The 18,546-nt window shown below is 72.7% G+C and carries 17 protein-coding genes and 2 tRNA genes; 15 read left to right on the forward strand and 4 right to left on the reverse strand.

The window, feature by feature from the left end; translation table 11 throughout:
* Positions 1-41: 41 nt before the first annotated feature.
* Entirely contained in the window at positions 42-2,192 is a 2,151-nt protein-coding gene (locus AB0I91_RS29580) for an MMPL family transporter (RefSeq protein WP_499639862.1), read from the reverse strand.
* A gap of 101 nt (positions 2,193-2,293) precedes the next feature.
* Here AB0I91_RS29580 and AB0I91_RS29585 point away from each other — a divergent pair, with 101 nt between their 5' ends.
* From AB0I91_RS29585 to AB0I91_RS29600, 4 genes are all read left to right on the forward strand, one after another.
* Complete coding sequence (locus AB0I91_RS29585; protein WP_499639863.1) at positions 2,294-3,013, forward strand: response regulator transcription factor; 720 nt, start codon at positions 2,294-2,296, stop codon at positions 3,011-3,013.
* Entirely contained in the window at positions 2,986-4,410 is a 1,425-nt protein-coding gene (locus AB0I91_RS29590; RefSeq protein WP_499639865.1) for a sensor histidine kinase, read from the forward strand. Before AB0I91_RS29585 ends, AB0I91_RS29590 begins: the two co-directional genes overlap by 28 nt.
* Positions 4,411-4,479: 69 nt before the next feature.
* Entirely contained in the window at positions 4,480-5,172 is a 693-nt protein-coding gene (locus AB0I91_RS29595; protein WP_499639867.1) for a class I SAM-dependent methyltransferase, read from the forward strand.
* Between the two features lie 176 nt (positions 5,173-5,348).
* Entirely contained in the window at positions 5,349-5,936 is a 588-nt protein-coding gene (locus tag AB0I91_RS29600) for a DUF7010 family protein (protein ID WP_498780880.1), read from the forward strand.
* A 14-nt stretch (positions 5,937-5,950) separates the two neighbouring features.
* Here the strand turns inward: AB0I91_RS29600 and AB0I91_RS29605 are convergent, their stop codons facing one another.
* A complete protein-coding gene (locus tag AB0I91_RS29605; RefSeq protein ID WP_498780882.1) occupies positions 5,951-6,220 on the reverse strand; it encodes a helix-turn-helix domain-containing protein in 270 nt (89 codons plus the stop codon).
* 86 nt (positions 6,221-6,306) lie between these two features.
* Here AB0I91_RS29605 and map point away from each other — a divergent pair, with 86 nt between their 5' ends.
* Entirely contained in the window at positions 6,307-7,113 is an 807-nt protein-coding gene (gene map / locus AB0I91_RS29610; protein ID WP_498780884.1) for a type I methionyl aminopeptidase, read from the forward strand.
* A gap of 104 nt (positions 7,114-7,217) precedes the next feature.
* On the opposite strand, the gene AB0I91_RS29615 is transcribed toward map, so the two are convergent.
* On the reverse strand, positions 7,218-9,413 hold the full coding sequence (locus AB0I91_RS29615; protein WP_499639869.1) for a rhamnogalacturonan lyase family protein: 2,196 nt from the start codon (positions 9,411-9,413) through the stop codon (positions 7,218-7,220).
* Positions 9,414-10,143: 730 nt separating this feature from the next.
* Between AB0I91_RS29615 and AB0I91_RS29620 the strand changes: the two genes are divergently transcribed.
* Complete coding sequence (locus tag AB0I91_RS29620) at positions 10,144-11,622, forward strand: family 43 glycosylhydrolase (protein ID WP_499639871.1); 1,479 nt, start codon at positions 10,144-10,146, stop codon at positions 11,620-11,622.
* Positions 11,623-11,693: 71 nt separating this feature from the next.
* Here AB0I91_RS29620 and AB0I91_RS29625 read toward each other — a convergent pair whose 3' ends face one another.
* Complete coding sequence (locus AB0I91_RS29625) at positions 11,694-12,215, reverse strand: SRPBCC family protein (RefSeq protein ID WP_498780888.1); 522 nt, start codon at positions 12,213-12,215, stop codon at positions 11,694-11,696.
* 393 nt (positions 12,216-12,608) lie between these two features.
* Here AB0I91_RS29625 and AB0I91_RS29630 point away from each other — a divergent pair, with 393 nt between their 5' ends.
* The 9 genes from AB0I91_RS29630 to AB0I91_RS29670 all read left to right on the forward strand — a co-directional run bounded on the left by AB0I91_RS29630 (position 12,609) and on the right by AB0I91_RS29670 (position 18,497).
* Positions 12,609-12,797: a hypothetical protein gene (locus tag AB0I91_RS29630; protein ID WP_498780891.1), complete on the forward strand. Its 189-nt coding sequence runs from the start codon at positions 12,609-12,611 to the stop codon at positions 12,795-12,797.
* A gap of 68 nt (positions 12,798-12,865) precedes the next feature.
* Positions 12,866-13,267: an ATP-binding protein gene (locus AB0I91_RS29635; protein ID WP_499639873.1), complete on the forward strand. Its 402-nt coding sequence runs from the start codon at positions 12,866-12,868 to the stop codon at positions 13,265-13,267.
* Entirely contained in the window at positions 13,209-13,769 is a 561-nt protein-coding gene (locus AB0I91_RS29640; RefSeq protein WP_499639875.1) for an SPW repeat domain-containing protein, read from the forward strand. The genes AB0I91_RS29635 and AB0I91_RS29640 overlap by 59 nt, the downstream gene beginning before the upstream one ends.
* Positions 13,770-13,886: 117 nt before the next feature.
* Positions 13,887-14,495, forward strand: coding sequence for a TetR/AcrR family transcriptional regulator (locus AB0I91_RS29645; protein ID WP_499639877.1), 609 nt, complete (start codon positions 13,887-13,889; stop codon positions 14,493-14,495).
* On the forward strand, positions 14,492-15,757 hold the full coding sequence (locus tag AB0I91_RS29650; RefSeq protein ID WP_499639879.1) for a glycosyltransferase: 1,266 nt from the start codon (positions 14,492-14,494) through the stop codon (positions 15,755-15,757). The genes AB0I91_RS29645 and AB0I91_RS29650 overlap by 4 nt, the downstream gene beginning before the upstream one ends.
* 61 nt (positions 15,758-15,818) lie before the next feature.
* Positions 15,819-15,892: transfer RNA gene (locus AB0I91_RS29655), tRNA-Ala, on the forward strand.
* Between the two features lie 10 nt (positions 15,893-15,902).
* A tRNA-Ala gene (locus tag AB0I91_RS29660) sits at positions 15,903-15,977 on the forward strand.
* A gap of 22 nt (positions 15,978-15,999) precedes the next feature.
* Positions 16,000-17,328: an SDR family NAD(P)-dependent oxidoreductase gene (locus AB0I91_RS29665; RefSeq protein ID WP_498780899.1), complete on the forward strand. Its 1,329-nt coding sequence runs from the start codon at positions 16,000-16,002 to the stop codon at positions 17,326-17,328.
* A complete protein-coding gene (locus AB0I91_RS29670) occupies positions 17,325-18,497 on the forward strand; it encodes a leucine-rich repeat domain-containing protein (RefSeq protein ID WP_499639881.1) in 1,173 nt (390 codons plus the stop codon). Before AB0I91_RS29665 ends, AB0I91_RS29670 begins: the two co-directional genes overlap by 4 nt.
* The last annotated feature ends 49 nt before the right edge of the window (positions 18,498-18,546 follow it).

Raw genomic sequence — 18,546 nt, forward strand, 5'->3', positions numbered from 1 at the left:
CCGATAGTGCAGGTGATCACCGGCGGACGCACCACCGGGGGTCACGCCGGGTCGCCGAGGAGGCGGTCCTCGCGCAGCGGCGACGCCGGCACGCGCAGCACGCGGGCTGCCCACGTTGGCAGCCACCAGTTCCACCGCCCCATCACCGCCACCGCCGCGGGCACCAGCACCGACCTGATCAGCGTCGCGTCCAGGACGATGCCCAGCGCCACACCCGACGAGAAGACGGCCACGTCCAGCTCACCGCCGAACGCCATCGAGGCGAACGACAGGAACAGGATCAGCGCCGCGCACGTCACCAGGCGCCCGGTGCGCCGGACCCCGTGCACCACGGCGGTCGTGGTGTCGCCGGTGCGGTCGTACTCCTCGCGCATCCTCGCGATGATGAACACCTCGTAGTCCGTCGACAGCCCGTAGAGGAACGCGAAGACGGTGATCGGCACGAACGTCCCGATCGCGCCGTCCGGCCGGAGGCCCAGCAGCGCCTCGGTGCCCCACCCCCACTGCCACAGCAGCACCATCGCGCCGAGCACCGCGCCCAGCGACAGCAGGTTGAGCAGGATCGCCTTCAACGGCAGCAGCAGAGACCGGAACGCGCGGGCCAGCATGACGTAGGTCGCCACCGACAGCAGGGCCAGCATCCACGGGAACGCGGTGTAGGTGACGTCCACGTAGTCCACCTGCTGGGTGACGTTGCCGCCGACCAGGGTCCCGTCCGGCACGGCGTCGACCACGCGCTCGACGGTCCGCTCACCGGCGGTGGTGCCGCCCTCGTCCGCCGGGATCACCGTCACCAGGGCCGATCCGTCCCGCTGCCAGGCCGGGTCGGCGGCGGTCACCGCGCCGTGCACGCCGGGGACGTCGCGCAGCCGCGCCACCACGTCCGCGGCGGACGTGCCCGCGGGGACGAACACGTCGAACGAGGTGAGCGTCCCGGACGGGATGCCCGCGTCCCGCAGCGCCGACAGCCCGTCCCTCGCGGGACCGGACCGGGCCAGGTTCGCCGTTTCCGGCACCTTGAGGTTGAGATCCGTCGCGACCAGCGCGAGCGCGGCCGGCACGCCGCCCGCCAGCACGACGGCGACCACGCGGAACCGCACCACGCCCCGCGCCCACGACGCCCACCAGCGGCCGGCCGACTCCTCGCGCCGGTCGACCCGGTCGAGCCGACGTCCCGCCGACGACAGCACCAGCGGCACCAGGGTCAGCGTGACCAGCGCGGACGCGGCGGTGACCAGCGTGCCGCCGACGCCGAGGCTGCGCAGCAGCGGGATCGGCAGCACGATCATGGTGATCAGACCGATGGCCACCGCGCCGCCGCTGAACACGATCGCGTGGCCGGCGGTGGCCATCGCGCGGTGCACCGCGGCGTCACCCTCAACGCCCCGCGCCCGCTCCTCGCGCCACCGGGTCACCAGGATCAGCGCGTAGTCGACGGCGATGCCGATCCCGAACAGCGGCAGCATGATCAGCGTCGTCTCGTGCACGTCGATGAAGGCGCTCGCCACCAGCAGGCCCACGAACGACACCGGCACCGCGACGAACGCCGTCACCAGCGGCACGAAGGCGAGCGCGGACCGGAACACCCAGGCCAGCACCGCGACGGCGGCCGCGATGGTGACCAGCAGCTTGACGGGCACGTTCAGCCCGCCCGCGTCCGCTCCGGTCGCCAGCGCGTCCAGGCCCGTGACGTGCAGCTCGGCGCCGGGCGGCAACTCCGGCCGCAGGGCCTCGGCGATCGTCGCATCGAGGTCGGAGCCCTCGCCGAGGGCGCTGCCCGGCAGCCCGCCCTGCTCCACGGGTCCGCCGAACACCAGCCCGAACGTGGTGCGACCACCGTCGCCGACGAACACCGGGTCACCGGTGTCGGCGAAGGACACGACCCGGGCGTGCGTCGCGGCGGCGACAGCGTCGAACGCCTCGCCCAACGCGGCTCGCACGCCCGGCGAGGAGACCGTCGTGCCTTCCGGGAGCGTGATCACCGGGACGAACGGGCGCTCGTAGCCGCCCGTGCCGTAGGTGGAGGCGATCCGCTGGTTCGCCTCGTAGCCGGGCAGACCGGGGTAGGCGTTGCGTTCGGACACCGAGGGCAGCACCAGCGCGATCGCCGCGCCGCCGGCGAGCAGCAGGGCCGCGGTCAGCACGCCGACCAGGCGCTTGCGGCCCAACACGAACCTGGACAGGTTTTCCATGGCGACCAGGTCACCAGGCGGATCTTCCGGGCCGCTGCGACCGTCCTGGGAGTTCTCTGTCAAAACCGGATCACGCGCCGGCGCTGCGGCACACTGTGCGCGTGACCGACAGATCGACCCGAGTCCTGGTCGTCGACGACGAGCGCTACCTCGCCGACCTGGTGGCGACGGCCCTGCGCTACAAGGGTTTCGAGACCGCGACGGTGAACTCCGGCGGCGAGGCCCTGAGCCGGGTCGGCACGTTCGGGCCGGACCTCATCGTGCTCGACGTGGTGCTGCCCGACACCTCGGGCATCGACCTGTGCCGCCGGCTGCGCCGCGACGGCGTCCGGGCGCCCGTGGTGTTCCTCACCGCCCGGGACGCCACCGAGGACAAGATCACGGGCCTGACCGCGGGCGGCGACGACTACGTCACCAAGCCGTTCAGCCTGGAGGAGCTGGTCGTGCGGGTCCAGACCGTGCTGCGGCGGACGAGCCCGGACGCGCGCGGCGGGGCCGTGCTGCGGTTCGCCGACCTGGAGGTCGACGAGGACGCGCACCGCGTGCGCCGGCACGGCGAGCCGGTCGACCTGACCCCGACCGAGTTCAAGCTCCTGCGGTACCTGGCGGCCAACGCCGGGCGGGTGCTGTCCAAGCGGCAGCTCCTCGACCACGTCTGGGAGTACGACTTCAACGGCAACGACGGGGTCGTGCAGACCTACATCTCCTACCTGCGGCGCAAGGTCGACGCCTTCGAACCGCCGCTGATCCACACCGTGCCCAGGGTCGGCTACGTCCTGCAGGTCCCGGACGGGTGGCCCCGGAAGGGCTCGTCCACCTGATGTCGCTGCGCACCCGGCTCGTGCTGACCATGGTGGGCCTGCTGGTGCTCGCCCTCGGCGCGTCGGTCGGCGCGATCTTCGGCGCGTTGCAGGACTGGTCGGGCGACGTCAACGACGACGTGCTGGCCTCGGTGGGCCACCGGTTCCGCGAGGACGTGCTCGCGGGCATCGGGCCGACGGCGGTCGACGGGCCGCTGCGTGCGGCGGCGGAGCAGGGCCAGGTGCCGTCGTTCTTCCAGGTCAGGACCCCGGACGGCCGGGTGCGGGACACGGCGGCGGTCGGCGGGGCGCCCGACCTGGCGGACCCGCTGCCCGCGGCGCTGTGGCCGGGTCCGGTGACCGCCGGGAACCCCGACGGCGGGCGGTTCGCGGAGGTCGACCCCGACTGGCTGGTCCGCACGTCGAGGGTGGCCGAGGGCGGCGACGTCCTGGTCGTCGCGATGCGCACCGAGGACTACGCCGAGCTGAGCTCCCGGGTCGCCAACGTCGCCGTGATCACCAGCGCGGTCGCCCTGGTCGGGCTGGCCCTGCTGTCGCTGCGCGCGGTGCGGCGCGGTCTGCGTCCCTTGGAGGACATCTCCGACACCGCGGCGGCCATCGGTTCCGGCGACCTCGCCCGGCGGGTCGAGGGTGCGGGTGCCGACACGGAGGTGGGCAGGCTCGGCGCCGCGCTCAACGCGATGCTCGGCCAGGTGGAGTCGGCGTTCCGCGAGCGTGAGGACTCCGAGCAGCGGCTGCGGCGGTTCGTCGCGGACGCCTCGCACGAGCTGAGGACGCCGATCGCCACCATCCGCGGGTACGCCGAGCTGTTCCGGTTCGGCGCCGCGACCCGGCTCGACGACCTGGCCACGGCGTTGCGCCGGATCGAGTCGGAGGCCGAGCGGATGGGCGTGCTGGTCGACGAGCTGCTCCTGCTCGCCCGCCTGGACCAGGGTCGGCCGCTGGAGGCGCGGCCGGTGCGGCTGGCGGACCTGGCGGCCGAAGCCGTGGCCGACGCCCGTGCGGCGTCACCGGGGCACGTCTTCGAGGTGGACGCGGAGCCGGTCGCGGTGGTGGGCGACGAGGACCGGTTGCGCCAGGTGCTGGCCAACCTGCTGGCCAACGTCGCCCAGCACACGCCCGCGGGCACGCGGGCGGTGGTGCGGGTGCACGTCGACGGTGACCAGGCCGTGCTGGAGGTGGCCGACGACGGCCCCGGTGTCGCCGCGGACCACGGCGATCGCGTGTTCGAGCGGTTCTACCGGGGCACCTCGGAACGGGTGGACGGCCGCGGCGGGGCGGGACTGGGCCTGTCCATCGTCGCCTCGGTGGCGGAAGCGCACGGTGGGTCGGCGTCGCTCGCCGGGGTGGGGGAGGGCGGCGCGGTGTTCACCGTCCGCCTCCCGACACGCCGCTGAGACCGGCACGGCGAACGCGGCCGTGGAAAGTCGGTTGCCGGGCTCCCGGTCCGAACTAGGCTGCGGCCAATGACCGACAGTGCGTTGACCGCGGCCGGGCAGGACTGGGAGACGCAGGCGCGGAACTGGATCGCCTGGGTGCGCAAACCCGGCTTCGACTCCTATTGGCGCTACCGCGACGCGTTCTTCGAGCTGGTGCCGACCGCCGGCCGGGCCACCCTCGACCTCGGCTGCGGCGAAGGCCGGGTGTCCCGCGACCTCGTCGAGCGCGGGCACCGGGTCACCGGCATCGACGCCTCGCCCACCCTGCTGGAGGCCGCGCGACAGGCCCACCCCGAGGGTCGGTACCTGCTCGCCGATTCGGCGGACCTCCCCTTCCCGGACGACAGCTTCGACCTCGTCATCGCCTACTGCGTGCTGATGGACGTCGACGACCTGCCGGGCACCGTCGCCGAGATCGGCCGGGTGCTCGAACCGGGCGGCAGGCTGTGCCTGGCGATCACCCACCCGATCACCAACACCGGCAGCCGCCGTGACGGCGTGTTCGTGCTCGACCGCCCGTACTTCGGACGTCACCGCTTCGAGGAGGAGGTCGAGCGGGACGGGATGGCGATGAAGTTCCAGGGGTGGAACCACCCGCTGAGCGCCTACACCACGGCCTTGGAGGACTCCGGTCTGCTCATCGAGGCGCTGCGGGAACCGCAGGTCGACAACGACACGGTTCCTTGGCACCTGTGGATCAGGGCAGTGCGCCCGCAATAGCTCCGGGACCGGTCCGATCGACGATACCTGCGCTGAGATAGCGGTCTCAATAGCTTCAGTGTTGACAGAAATGAATCCAAAGTCCACATTGGCGGATGTGCAGCAGTGCCCCGCTCGGGACCAGCGATTTCTCGACGTGTAGGTAAGTGTCGGGCAATCGCGACAGTGGGGGCGGCATGAGTGACGAGCAGTTCACCAAGGGTCACGTGATCACGTTGGTGATCACGTCGCTGATCGGTGTCGGGTTCGGCGGCGGGTGGTGGTTCTCCGGCGTCGGGTCGGTGACGGGCGGCGCGACGGCGTTGGCGGTGGTGGGTGTCGCGATCGTGCTCGGCCTGATCGGTTGGGCGGTCCACTTCGGCCGCTCCGGCGGCGGGCTGCCCCCTGGCGGCGGCCGGTCCGACAGCCCGTTCGGCAAGGGGTACGGCATCGCGGTGCTGCTCATGCTGATCGGGATCTTCGCCGGCTCACGGCTGCTGGCGCACCTCGACCTCGCCCAGGCGACCCCGGCGTGGGTCCTGTTCGCCGTCGGCGCGCACTTCGCGCCGTTCGCGAAGCTGTTCGGCGCCAACCGGTACCTGCTGCTGGCCGCGCTGCTCTGCGGCACGGCCGCGCTCACCGTCGTGCTCGGCGCGGCGGGGCTGGAGTGGGCGTGGCGACTGGTGCCCGGCTTCGGCGGCGCGGCGGTGCTGTGGGGGACGGTGGTCGCCGGCCTGCGTGACGGGCAGCGGCAGGTGGCACGGGCCGCCGTCCACGCCGGCTAGGAGGACGCCGCCGGCTACGAGACGGCTTTCAGCGGTTGGTCGGCGCCGCGCCAGGTGGCGGCCAAGTCGTGCAGCGGCACGTCGAGCGCCTCGCTGAGGCGGACGATCGTGCCGAACCCGGGTGACGGCAGCCGTCCGGTCTCGATCTTGCGGAGCGTCTCCGGCGAGATGCCGGCCGCGTGCGCGACCTCCGCCGCGTCGCGTTCCGCTCGCGCGCGGCGCAGCAGGGCGCCCAGGCGTCGGCCGGCTTCGAGCTGCTCGGGGGTGAGCGGTTGGCGGACCATGTCCCCAGGATAGGGTTGGTATAGTTATACCGGCAAGTGCTACGGTGACGGTATAACTATACCAACACTGGGGCGCGAGGTATTCCGTGATCGAGTTGAAGACGCCTGCGGAGATCCGACGCATGCACGTGGCCGGGCGGTTCGTCGCCGAGGTCCTCGCCGAGGTCGGCCGGCTCGCCGAGGTGGGCGTCAACCTGCTGGACCTGGAGCACCACGTGCGCGGCATGATCCAACGGCGTGGGGCCGAGTCGTGCTACTGGGACTACTCGCCGTCCTTCGGGAGCGGTCCGTTCCGCAACGTCATCTGCCTGTCGGTCAACGACGCCGTGCTGCACGGCCTGCCCCACGACTACACGCTGCGCGACGGTGACGTGCTCAGCGCGGACCTCGCGGTCGGCATCGACGGCTGGGTGGCCGACTCGGCGCGCACGGTCATCGTCGGCACCGCCGCCGAGGAAGACCTGCGGATCATCCGCGCCACCGAGGAGGCGTTGGAGGCGGCGATCCGGGTGGCGCGGCCGGGCAACCACCTGGGTGACATCTCGGCGGCCATCTGGGCGGTGGCCCGCGACTACGGCTACCCGGTCAACACCGAGTTCGGCGGCCACGGCATCGGCCGCACCATGCACGAGGACCTGCACGTGTCCAACAAGGGCCGGGCGGGTCGCGGCCTGAAGCTCCGGCCCGGGCTGACCCTGGCGCTCGAACCGTGGTTCACCCGCACCACCGACCGGATCGTCTACGACGAGGACGGCTGGACGATCCGCTCGGCCGACGGCTCGCGCACGGCCCACTCCGAGCACACGATCGCCATCACCGAGGACGAGCCCTTGGTGCTCACCCGGCGTGACTCGGAGGACCCCGCGACGATTCCCGCTCGGCCGTCCGCGTAGGACTCCTGAGGGCCCCACGGGTCCGCGCATCCGACCGGAAGCCGCCCGCCGCCTCTGGCACGCCCGCGGCGGGCGGCTTCTCGGTTCACCTCACGCGGACGTGCCTACCTCGACGGGTAGGTGATGGCCGGGCGGGGCGGCGTGGCCATGTTCGCGCCGAGGAAGTAGTCGACGTGGTGCGACTGCATATAGCCCTTGAGGGTCATGGCGTTGCGGTAGGCGGGGTTGTGGGCGAGCGTGTACAGCCTGGTGCTGCTCGGTCGGTTGGTGGTGAAGATGATCAGTTCGTTGAAGGCGGCGTTGGTGTAGAGGACCTCCTCGCGCCAGTCGCCGAGGATGTCGCCGTAGATGACCGGCGAGTTGCCCTGGGCCGCGTCGACCGCGCCGTACTGCGAGGTCGTGAGCAGGCGCGGGACGCTGTTGGTGGTGGTGGGGCTGGTCGGGTTCCACTTCTCGAACTTGCCGTCGTTGAGCAGTTCCATGGTGGTGTCGCCGTCCCAGTACAGGCCCAGCTGCGGCCAGGGCTGCAGGGACGTGCTCGACTGGGTGAGCCGGTTGGTCGGCGCGTTGTACAGGCCGGAGAAGGCCCAGACCTCCATGCCGGGGTGGCGTGGGTCGATGTCGCCCGCCATGCCGCGGCCCACGTCGGCGGTGCCGGATTCGGTGTGGCGCCAGATGATGTTGCCGTTGGCGGCGTCGTAGTAGTAGTCGCGCAGGCCGCTGGGGTTGACCTGCTGGACGCCGTAGCCCTCCAGCCCTGGACGGCCCGGGTCCAGGTCGGCGATGTGGAAGCGGTCGCCGTGCACGACGCCCGCCGGCCCGAGGGAGTAGCGCAGGCGGCCGTCGCCGTTGAGCACGAACCCGATCTCGGCGATCTCGTCCTTGCCGTCGCCGTCGACGTCGATGATGCGGGTGTTGTGGCCGTCGGGCAGGTTCTGGTTGCCGCGCAGGAACTTCCACTGCATGGTGAGCGCGTTGCCGGTGAACCGCCAGGCGGTGAACATGAGGTTGAAGTCGCCGCTGCCGATCCGGTTCTTCATGAACGCCACCAGGCTCGGGTTGACGCCGTCGAGGTAGCCGACGCCGAAGCGCGCGTACATCGGGCCGTCGGCCAGGTAGTCGGTCGGCACCGGCGCGGTGGCGCGGGGAGCGCCGGTCATGCCGTCGAGGATGGCGATGAACTGGCGGTTGTCGTCGCTGTTGGTGAACCTGGTCCCGTTGCCGAAGGTGACGCCGTTGGCGATGCGGACGGCGACCTCGGCGCGGCCGTCGCTGTCGAGGTCCTGGACGGTGACGCCGTCGTTGTGGCCGACGTCGATCGTCGCGGAGCCGCCTTCGATGTTGTTCTGGTTGGTGCTGTTGGGTCCCATGTCGACCTGCCAGAGGAACCGGCCGTCACGGCGGTAGGCCTCGATCTTCTGCGGCGAGGTCTGCCGGTCGAGCACGTAGTCGTACTCGCCGTCGCCGTCCAGGTCGCCGACCCAGAGGAACTTCACCGCGCCGCCGGCGCGCAGCGGCACCCGGATGACGGGCTCGACCGCGCGGTTGGCGGCCAGGGTGAACGCGCCGCTGGGCGCCTGCTCCGCGCCGTTGACCACCGGGCGCACCCGGTAGCTGTTGGCGCGGGTGGCGTCGGCCGTCGAGTCGGTGAAGTTGGTGCCGCCGGTCAGCACCGAGGAGTTGAGCTTGACCTCGCCGCCGCCGTCGGTCGACCGGTAGACGTTGAAGCCGATGCCGGTCGGGTCGAGCCCCAGCAGCCGCCAGCTGACGAGTACCTCGGTGCTGCTGGAGCGCACCGCCACCACGCCGCGGCCGAGGCTCTCCATCCGCCTGGCCCCGTCGGAGCCGCCGTCGGTGGTGGTGACGTCGAGGTAGTCGATGTTGGCCAGGCCGCCGGTGGTGGTCGCGGCGAGCCGCACGGTGTTCGCGCCCGCGGTCACCGGGACGGTGATCGTCCTGGTCGCCCAGGTGTTCCACGCGCCGGTGCCGTCGAACGCGGAGCCGGCCTGCACCACCGCGCCGTTGACGCTGATGTCCGCCGGCCGGTTGGAGGAGCCGTTCGCGTACCGGATGGCGAGGGTCGCGGCGCCGGCGGTGGTCGCATTGACCGTGAACCGCGCGGACGCGCCCACCGCGCCGTCGGAGTCGCAGAACCCGGAGCCGGAGTAGCCGGAGTGGTTCGAGGCGACGGCGCCGTCACAGGTGGCGGGCGAGGCCTCGGCCTCGTACCGGGTCGTCGCGGCGTGCACGGCGGGCGCGGAGACCACCGCCACCGCGATACCGGACAGGACTGCGGTCACGGCAACGACTGCGGACGTCTTTGTCGGTCGTCTCATGATGGTCCCTTGACGTGTCGGGTGTGGCACGCACCCCGACGATCGGACAGTTCGGTTGTGGCGGTGTGCGTCGATCCGGCGGCGAGCGCGCTGCGCACCAGGGAGCTGCGACGAGGAACTGGGGGCATCGGTGCCTCCACGTCGGGGAACGGCAGCGCGTGCGGGCGACCGCGTGAAAACGGTTACCTCGACCGGTAGCGAACCAGGCGACCGGAGCGGCTGTCAATATCCGGCCACAGCGGGCTCCCTCTTCGTCAGCAGCAAGGTTGGTGGTGCCCGTGCATTGCGGTGATGGCTGAAAGCGTTTTAACGATGCTCGCCTGCCGTGATCTAGCTCCTTGGTGACGGCCCGTTCGACTCCACCGATGACGTTGTGAGCGCTAACCGACGACGATTCGGGCTCGACGATCAGGTCTTGCTCGCGACGAAAAACTTGCGCTACGGTGCTGCGGCACGCTCTCGACCGTTCCGATCGACCGGGCTTCCCGGTGGAGCCCCTGCTCTCTGCGCCTGTCCACGGCCATGTCACGACCCTCTTCGCGGGGTCAACCGCGTGGCGTAGTTGTTAGCGCTAACAGAAGTGGTGCCGGGAGGGTTCCACGTCAACCGCAGGGTCCGAACCCTCCGAGGGCTGTCACCCGGGCCCGAACTGTCCTGTCAGGACCTCGCCGGACCTGCCGACCCAGGAGTTCTCATGCTGCTTGCCCATCGGCGTGGTGCGGGCCGGCGAGCCCTGTCGCTCGCCGTCGCCCTGGTCGCCGCGCTGTCCGTGATCCTGGTGGGCCAGGACCGCGCCGACGCCGCGCCCGGCCCGTCGTTCACCAACCCGGTCGTGCCCGCGCCCAACAGCGCCGACCCGACACTGGTGCAGCACAACGGCCAGTACTACTACGTCGCCACGACGTGGACCTCCGACATCCTGATGCGGCGGTCGTCCACGATCGCCGGTCTGCGCAGCGCCCCGGAGACGCGGATCTTCACCGCGACCCAGAACGAGGGCTGCTGCACGATGTGGGCCCCGCACCTGGAGCAGATCGGCAGCCGCTGGTACCTGTACTACTCGGTGGAACCGCGGTCCGGGTACGGGTCGCGCCGCACGCACGTGCTGGAGAGCGCCGCGAACGACCCGGCGGGCCCGTACACCTATCGCGGTGTGCTCAACCTGATGCCGAACAACGGCTGGGCGATCGACGGCGCGGTGCTCAAGCTCGACGGAGCCCTGTACTTCCACTACTCGGCCTTCCACGCCGACGGCCTCCAGTCGATCTACATCGCGCCGATGAGCAGCCCGACGACGGTCTCGACGCACGGCACGCGCATCTCCGCGCCCACCCTGGCGTGGGAGCGGCAGGGGCAACCGGTCAACGAGGGGTCGTTCGCCCTGCAGCGCGGCGGCCGGACGTTCCTGACCTACTCCGCGAGCTACTGCGGCACCGCCGACTACAAGCTGGGCATGCTGGAGTACCGCGGTGGCGACCCGTTGGCGCAGAGCTCGTGGACGAAGTTCGCGAACCCGATCTTCCAGCGCAACGACGCCGCCGGCGTCTACGGCCCCGGTCACCACTCGTTCTTCACCTCGCCGGACGGCGCCGAGACCTGGATCGCCTACCACGCCAACGACTCGGCGTCCCAGGGCTGCGGCAAGACGCGCACCACGCGGGTGCAGAAGATCTCCTGGAACGCCGACGGCACGCCCAACCTCGGCGTGCCGGTCTCCACCTCCACCGTGCTCCAGGGGCCGTCCGGCGAGACCGGTGGCGGTACGCGCGTGCGGATCCGCAACGAGCACAGCGCCCTCTGCCTGGACGACTACAACCTCGTCGCCACACCGGGCGCGGAGGTCCGGCAGTGGACCTGCAACAACCTCGCCGTGCAGGACTGGTACCTCACCCCGGTCGGCAACGGCTACTACACCGTGGCCAACGGCCACAGCGGGCTGTGCCTGGACAACAAGGACTGGGGCACGGCGGCGGGCTCGCCGGTGCAGCAGTGGTCGTGCAACGGCCTCGCCGTCCAGCAGTGGCGGCTGACGACGACCAACGGCACGACCACGCTGGTCAACCGGCACAGCGGGCTGTGCCTGGACAACAAGGACTGGGGCACGGCGGCAGGTTCGCCGGTGCAGCAGTGGACGTGCAACGGGCTCGCCGTCCAGCGGTGGCTCGTCGGCTGACCGCCTGACCTCGTCCGGCCCGCGGGGCCGAAGAGGATCGTCAGGTGTTCGTCAGGTCCGGCGGGCGCCGGTCAGGGCATGATGGTGTGGCGACTCGCGGGGGCGGTACCCACGCGAGTCGACCACTTTTCAGCCACCCCGCGCCTGTCCGCCGTGCGGGCGAGCCGTTCCGCCGGCGGGGGAGCGCAGCCGGGAAATGCCGGAGAGGTCCCGCGTTCCGCGCCGACCGCCGTGACCAGCGCTTCGAGCGCGTCGGCCAGCCAGTCGTCCAGGCGGGGCGCGGGGAAGCCGTCGGGACCGGTCAGCCGGACGGTGACGGCGCTGCGGCCCGGTGCGACGCGCAGGACCCGCAGCGTGCCGAAGCACGTGGGCGACGACCGGCCGCCCCAGTCGATCCGCAGCTTGTCCCAGTCGACCGCGACCTGCCGCTCGACGCTCTGCTCACCGAGCCACAGCCGGACCAGGTTGGGCCCGTACCGCTCGACCTCGACGCCGGCGGGCAGCCACGCGGACAGGTTCTCCAGGTCGGTGACGAGGTCGAACACCGCCTCGGCGTCCGCCGGCACCGACCTGGTCCGTTCCGCGAACGCCATGCTCACCTCCGCGCCGCGCGGTCGCGTCCCACGACCGCGATGGGCCGACGTGCGCCGATCGCGCGGCGGAAGGTCTGCGGGGGGACGTCGTCGACCACGGGCTGCTCCGGTTCCGTCTCGGGGATGTCGTCCATCCTGCGGGCGGGTGGCTGGTGGCTGACCTGACGAGTAGCTGACAAATCTTCACATCAGGGGTCGGGGGGTCGGGTCGGCGACGGACAGGTCGGCGCGTGCGGGGATCGCAAGCCGAACGCAAGGTTCACCCGCGCCGTTCTCGGCCACAGTGGTACACGCTCGTCGACGACGATTCCTGTGCACGACCGGGCGTCGGCCGCAACGCGGCGGCCGACGCCCGCCTCCCCGCCCCCGCTGAGAAAGTCGAGCTCCGGCAGCGTGACCGCGATTCCGGCCGAGCACGATTCCGCCGCACTCCTGCTGATCTGCGACCACTGCGGTCGGTCCTACGACGGCGGCCGGCCGCACGCGGTCTGGCGGCTGCTGTGGACCCACGCGGTCGCGGACGGGTGGAGTGGCCGCGACCGCGCGATCGGGCCGCACTCGTGCGTGCACTGCGCGGCGTGAACCCGGCGCACCCGCGACCGAAAGGCGATCGTCAGGTTCGCCGAGGCCGGTTCACGGGATGCTGGAACGTGTACTTCGAGCGTCAACCCCGTGATCCGGCACGCGGCCACGACACCGTCGCCCTGGTCATGGCGGACCACGACTCCCCGCCGGCGCCGGAGGTCGCGTCGTGGTTGCGGGAGCGCGTCGGCGGTCGGCCCGGCCAGGACGCCCGGCGGGTGGGTGTGGTCGTCGGCGAGCTGCTGGACAACGCCCGGCGCCACGGCGAGCCGCCCTACGTGCTGGAGCTGACGACGGACGAGTGGACCGACACGCTGACGATCCGCGTCCGCGACCACGCGCCCCGGCACAGCGCGCCGTGGCCCCTCGGCGCCGGGCTGCTGATCGTGGACGGCCTGGTCGAGCAGTGGGGTGTCGTCTGGGCGGCGGCGAGCACGACCGTGTGGGCCAAGGTGCGGTTCGCCGACTGACCCCGTCCGCCCGCGGTCGGGCACGCCGACCGCAATCCCGCACCAGGAGGTCGCCATCGACCACGAACTCGACCACTCGTTCCGCGTCGTCGGCGCCCCACCGCCGCGGACGCCGCGCCGCTACGCGATCGCCGCCCGGCTGAGCTCGGGTGCGTTCCTGCTCGGGCTGTGGCTGGTCGTGTCGCCGTTCGCGCTGGGTTACGGCGTCGTCGGGACCTGGTTCACCGGCCACGGCAACGAGGTCGTCACCGGGATCGTCGTCGTGGTGGTCGCGCTGACCGGCGCGATGGCTCCCGCGGACGCGAGGTGGTCCGGTCCGGTGCTGGTCGCGGCGGGCGCGTGGCTCGCCGCCGCACCGTGGCTGATCGGCTACCGCGACCAGGTCGACCCCACGGCCGCGACGGTCAACGACCTGGTGGTCGGCGGTGCGGTGGCACTGGTCGGCGTCACGGTCACCCTGGTGATCCGTCCACTGAGGACCGCGAATCCGGACGCCGGCTGAACCCGGTGCTCTGGCTGGTCGGTCGGGGAGGAGGGATCACGGTCCCCGGCGGTGTCCGGCGTCAAGATCGCGTCAAAGGACGTGCGCCGGGCTGAACATCTGTTCGATACTCTGTACATGCGTTCAGCCACGTCCGACTTCACCGCCCGCGCCCGCATCCGCGACGCGGCGCTGGCCCGGTTCGGCGCCGACGGCATCGCGGGCGCCTCGGTGCGGGCCATCGCCGCCGACGCCGGTGTGTCGCCCGCCCTGGTCGTGCACCACTTCGGTTCCAAGGAGGGACTGCGGAGGGCGTGCGACGAGCACGTGCTGGCGGCCATGGACGTCGACGACGACCTCGACGTCACGGCGCTGGCCGACCTGCTCGCCGCGGCCACCCCGGTCCGCCGTTACCTGGCCCGTGCGCTGCTCGACGGCGCCGAGAGCGCGACGGCGCTGTTCACGACGATCGTCGACCGCACCGAGAGGTGGCTGGCCGACGGAGAGGCGGCCGGCCAGGTCCGGCCCACCGGCGACGCGCGGGCACGCGCGGTGGTCTACGTGGCCTGGCAGCTCGCGCCGCTCGTGCTCGGTGAACAGGTCGGGCGCCTGTTGGGCGGTGACCCGGCCGAACCCGCCACGGCCACCCGGGGCGCACGCGCCGGGCTGGAGATGCTCACCAGGGGAGTGTTCACCGACGACCGCTGGCTGACCGCGTTCACCGAGCTGGACGGGGGCGGACGATGAGGGCGTTGCTGGTCACCCACGGCACGCGCGGCGACGTGCAGCCGATGCTGGCCCTCGCCGTGGCGCTGCGTCGCGCCGGCCACGAGGCGCTGCTGGCCGCGCCGGGGTCGTTCGCCGCGACCGCCGCCGAGCACGAGGTGGAGTTCGCCGCCCTGGACGAGGGGCCGAACCGGCTCGCGGACGACCCGGTGGTGAAGCAGGCGGTCGAGGGCGGCTACCGGGGCCTGCGGGGCAAGATCACCGCCGTGCGCACCGCGCGCCGCATCAAACCGCTGATGGCGCGGGTGCTGCACGACGTCGGCGATGTCGCCCGCGGCTCTCGTGCCGACATCGTGGTGCACACGCCGTCCGTGCCCGCCCAGCACGTCGCCGAGATGCTCGACGTGCCCGCCGCCGTGGCCGCCCTGCAGCCGGGCTGGGTGCCGACGAGCCTGTTCCCGTGCCCGATGGTGCCCCTGCCGCGCCTGCCCAAGGCCCTCAACCGCGCCACGTACCTGACCGTCTCCGCGACCCTGCGCGCCTTCGCCGGCACCGTCGACCGCTGGCGGGTCGGGGAACTCGGCCTGTCCCGCCGGCGGAACGGCCACGACCTGCTGCACGCACCCGACGGAGGCCACCGGTTGGTGTTGCAGGCGTTCAGCCCGCTGGTCACGCCGGTCGACCCGGACTGGCCCGCGCGGGTGCGCACCACCGGGTTCTGGTTCCTGCCCAGCAGGCCGTGGTCGCCACCGGAGGCATTGGCGCGGTTCCTCGCCGACGGACCCGCGCCGGTCTACCTGGGGTTCGGCAGCATGGCCGGCCGTGACGCCGAACGCACCGGCCGCACCGTGGTCGACGCGGTGCGCCGGGCGGGCGTGCGGGCGGTGCTGGCCACCGGGTGGGGAGGTCTCGCCTCCACCGGGTCGACCGACGTGTTCGTCATCGACCAGGCGCCGCACGACGTGCTGTTCCCGCGCGTGGCCGCCGTCGTGCACCACGGGGGCGGCGGCACCACCGGCGCCGCGTTGGCCGCCGGTGTGCCGCAGGTGGTGTGCCCGTTCGTGGCCGACCAACCGCACTGGGCGCAGCGGGCGTACGCGATCGGTGTTGCACCGCCGCCGGTGCGGCAACAACGGCTCACCGCCGACACGCTTGCCGAGGCCATCACCACCGCGGTGAACGACCAGGAACTCCGCCGTCGAGCGGACCGGATCGGCGGGCTCGTGCGGGCGGAGAACGGCGTCGCGCACGCCGTCACCGCCCTGGAAGACCTCCTCCGCTGACGGCCGGCTCGCCGTCGGGGGACGGTTCGGTGTCGCGCGGCGATAAGATGCCGCCCAATGCCCGGGTCGTAGCGCAGAGGCAGGCGCTCCGCACTGGCAGTGCGGGTCACGCCGGTTCGAATCCGGCCGCCCGGGCAGGCTGTCCGGTCCCGTAGCGCAGAGGCAGACGCGCCGTCTCCGCAAGGCGGACACGCAGGTTCGAATCCTGCCGGGACCACCACGAGCACGGAAGACGGGCGGGGATGGACGAGGAGGAGCAGGCGGCGTTCCACGCGGCCGTCGCCAGGCTGCGCGCCCTGCCCGCCGACGACCCGGTGCGGCTGCGCGCGGAGCGGGTCGCGGAGTCGTTCGTCCGCGACGGCAAGCAGCGGCGCAGGAAGGTGCGTGCGGCCGAACGCGCGGCGGCCGACGCGGCGGTGGACGCCACGACCGCCACCGGCGGCCTCGATCGCCGTGACGACGCCCCGCTGCACGTCGAACCGGCCGCGCCGGCACGTCCGCTCGCCCGGTCCCGCCGCTGCTACGTCTGCAAGGCGGGTTACCGGCTCGCCGACGCGTTCTACCACCGGCTGTGCCCGACCTGCGCGGCGGAGAACGCCGAGCGCCGGGCGGCGCGCGCGGACCTGGCGGGACGCCGCGCGCTGCTCACCGGCGGCCGGGTGAAGATCGGCTTCCACCTCGCGCTGATGATGCTGCGCGACGGCGCGGAACTGATCGTGACCACGCGCTTCCCGCACGACGCGGTGCGGCGGTTCCGGGCCGTGCCGGGCAGCGAGGCGTGGCTGGACCGGCTGTCGGTCGTCGGCATCGACCTGTGCGACCCGCGCCAGGTGCTCGGCCTGTGCGAGTCGTTGCGCGAGGAGGGCCGGCCGCTCGACATCCTGGTCAACAACGCGGCCCAGACCGTGCGCCGACCGCCCGAGGCGTACGCGGCCCTGATCGGCGGCGAGACCGGCGCCCTGCCCGCGAACGCCCGCCTCGCACCGGGGTTCCGCCCGGTGCCCGTGCTGGGGAACGGCCGCCGAGAGCTCGCCCTCGTGCCGTCCGCGGTGGAGCTCGACGAGGCCGGGTTGCTGCCCGACACCGCGCCCGCCAACTCCTGGTCGGCGCACCTCGGCGAGCTGGACCCGACCGAGGTGCTGGAAGCGCAGCTGGTCAACGCGCTCGCGCCCACCCTGCTGTGCGACCGCCTGCTGCCGCTGCTGCTGGCGTCGCCCTTCCCGCGTCGCTACGTCGTCAACGTCTCGGCGGTCGAGGGCCGGTTCGCGGTCCGGAACAAGACCGCCCGGCACCCGCACACCAACATGGCCAAGGCCGCGCTCAACATGCTGACCCGCACCAGCGGCCCCGACCTGGCCCGGCAGGGCGTGTACATGTGCGCGGTGGACACCGGGTGGATCACCGACGAGAACCCGGCGCCGAAGAAGGCCCGGCTCGCGTCGAACGGTTTCCGCACGCCGCTCGACGTCGTCGACGGCTCGGCGCGCGTCTACGACCCGATCGTGCGGGGTGAAGCGGGCGCGCCTCTCGCCGGCGTCCTCCTCAAGGACTACCGCGAGGTGGACTGGTGAGCCCGCTGCGACCCCGTCCGGGCGACCTCGAACCGCTGCTGTCGTGGCTGCGCACCGGCGGCACGGCGGACCGGCGGCTGGACTTCCCGTCCGGGACGGCGCTCCCGGACGGTCGCCTCGACCTGTGCAAGCAGGCGCTCGGGCCGACCGGGGCCAGGCTGGTCGCGGACGCGCTGCGGCCCGGCGTGGTCCGGCACCTGCTGCTGGGCACCGACGAGCTCGGCGACCAGGGCGCGGCCGAGGTGGCGGGCCGGGCCGTCGAACGGGAAGTGGAGACGCTGTACCTGGGCTGCAACGGGATCACCGCCGGTGGCGCCTGCGACATCGCGGACAACCTGCGCGCGTCACCGCAGGCCGCCCGGGTCACCGGGATCTGGCTCAAGCGCAACCCGCTCGACGGCGGCGCGGGCGAGGCCGCGGCGGGGATCGTCGAGGCCGCCCGTTCGCTGCGCACCCTCGACCTGGTCCAGACCGGGCTGGACGCGCCGGGCCTCGCCGTCCTGGTGGACGCCCTGGTCACCGCCGCCGCGGCCGGGCGTCGGGTCGAACGCCTCTACGTCGGCGGCAACCCGCTCGGCGCGGAGGGCGCGGCGCACCTGGCCGTCCTCCTGCGGGCCGACGTGATCAGCGAGCTGTACGTGTCCGCCGCGCGGCTCGGCGACCGGGGCGCGGAGACCGTCGCGGAGGCGCTCGTGCCGGGTGGGCGGCTGCGGCGGCTCTCGGTCGCGAGCAACGGCATCGGACCGGCCGCCGCCACCCGGCTCGTGGCCGCGGCCGTGACCGCGGGCGTCGAGGTGTGCGACCTCGGCCGGGTGAAGGCGGCGGGCGTCCTCGGCGCGCGGGACAACCGGCTGGACGAGACCGCGACGACCGCGATCGCCGCGGTGCTAGCCGCCCGGCCGCACGCGTTGCGGCACTTGGTCCTGAGCGACACGGGGATGCGCAGCCGCGAGGCGCACCGGCTGCTCGACGGCGCGCTGCGGGCGGTGACGCCGACGCGTTTCGTGCTGGGCAAGGGCATCGCCACCAGCGTCCGACGCCGGTTGGACGCGCTGAGCACGGACATCCCGGCCCATCCCGCCCCGCATGCCGACGTCTCCGCCGTGCGCAGCGTGCACCGGCAGCCACCACCCGACCATGCACCACCCGCCCCTCTGCCGCCTGGCTAGCCACCGCCCGGCTTGCCACGGCCGCCCAGTCGGCGCTTGGCGAGCCTCC

The sequence above is a fragment of the Actinosynnema sp. NPDC049800 genome, from assembly GCF_040656635.1.
Lineage (GTDB): Bacteria > Actinomycetota > Actinomycetes > Mycobacteriales > Pseudonocardiaceae > Actinosynnema.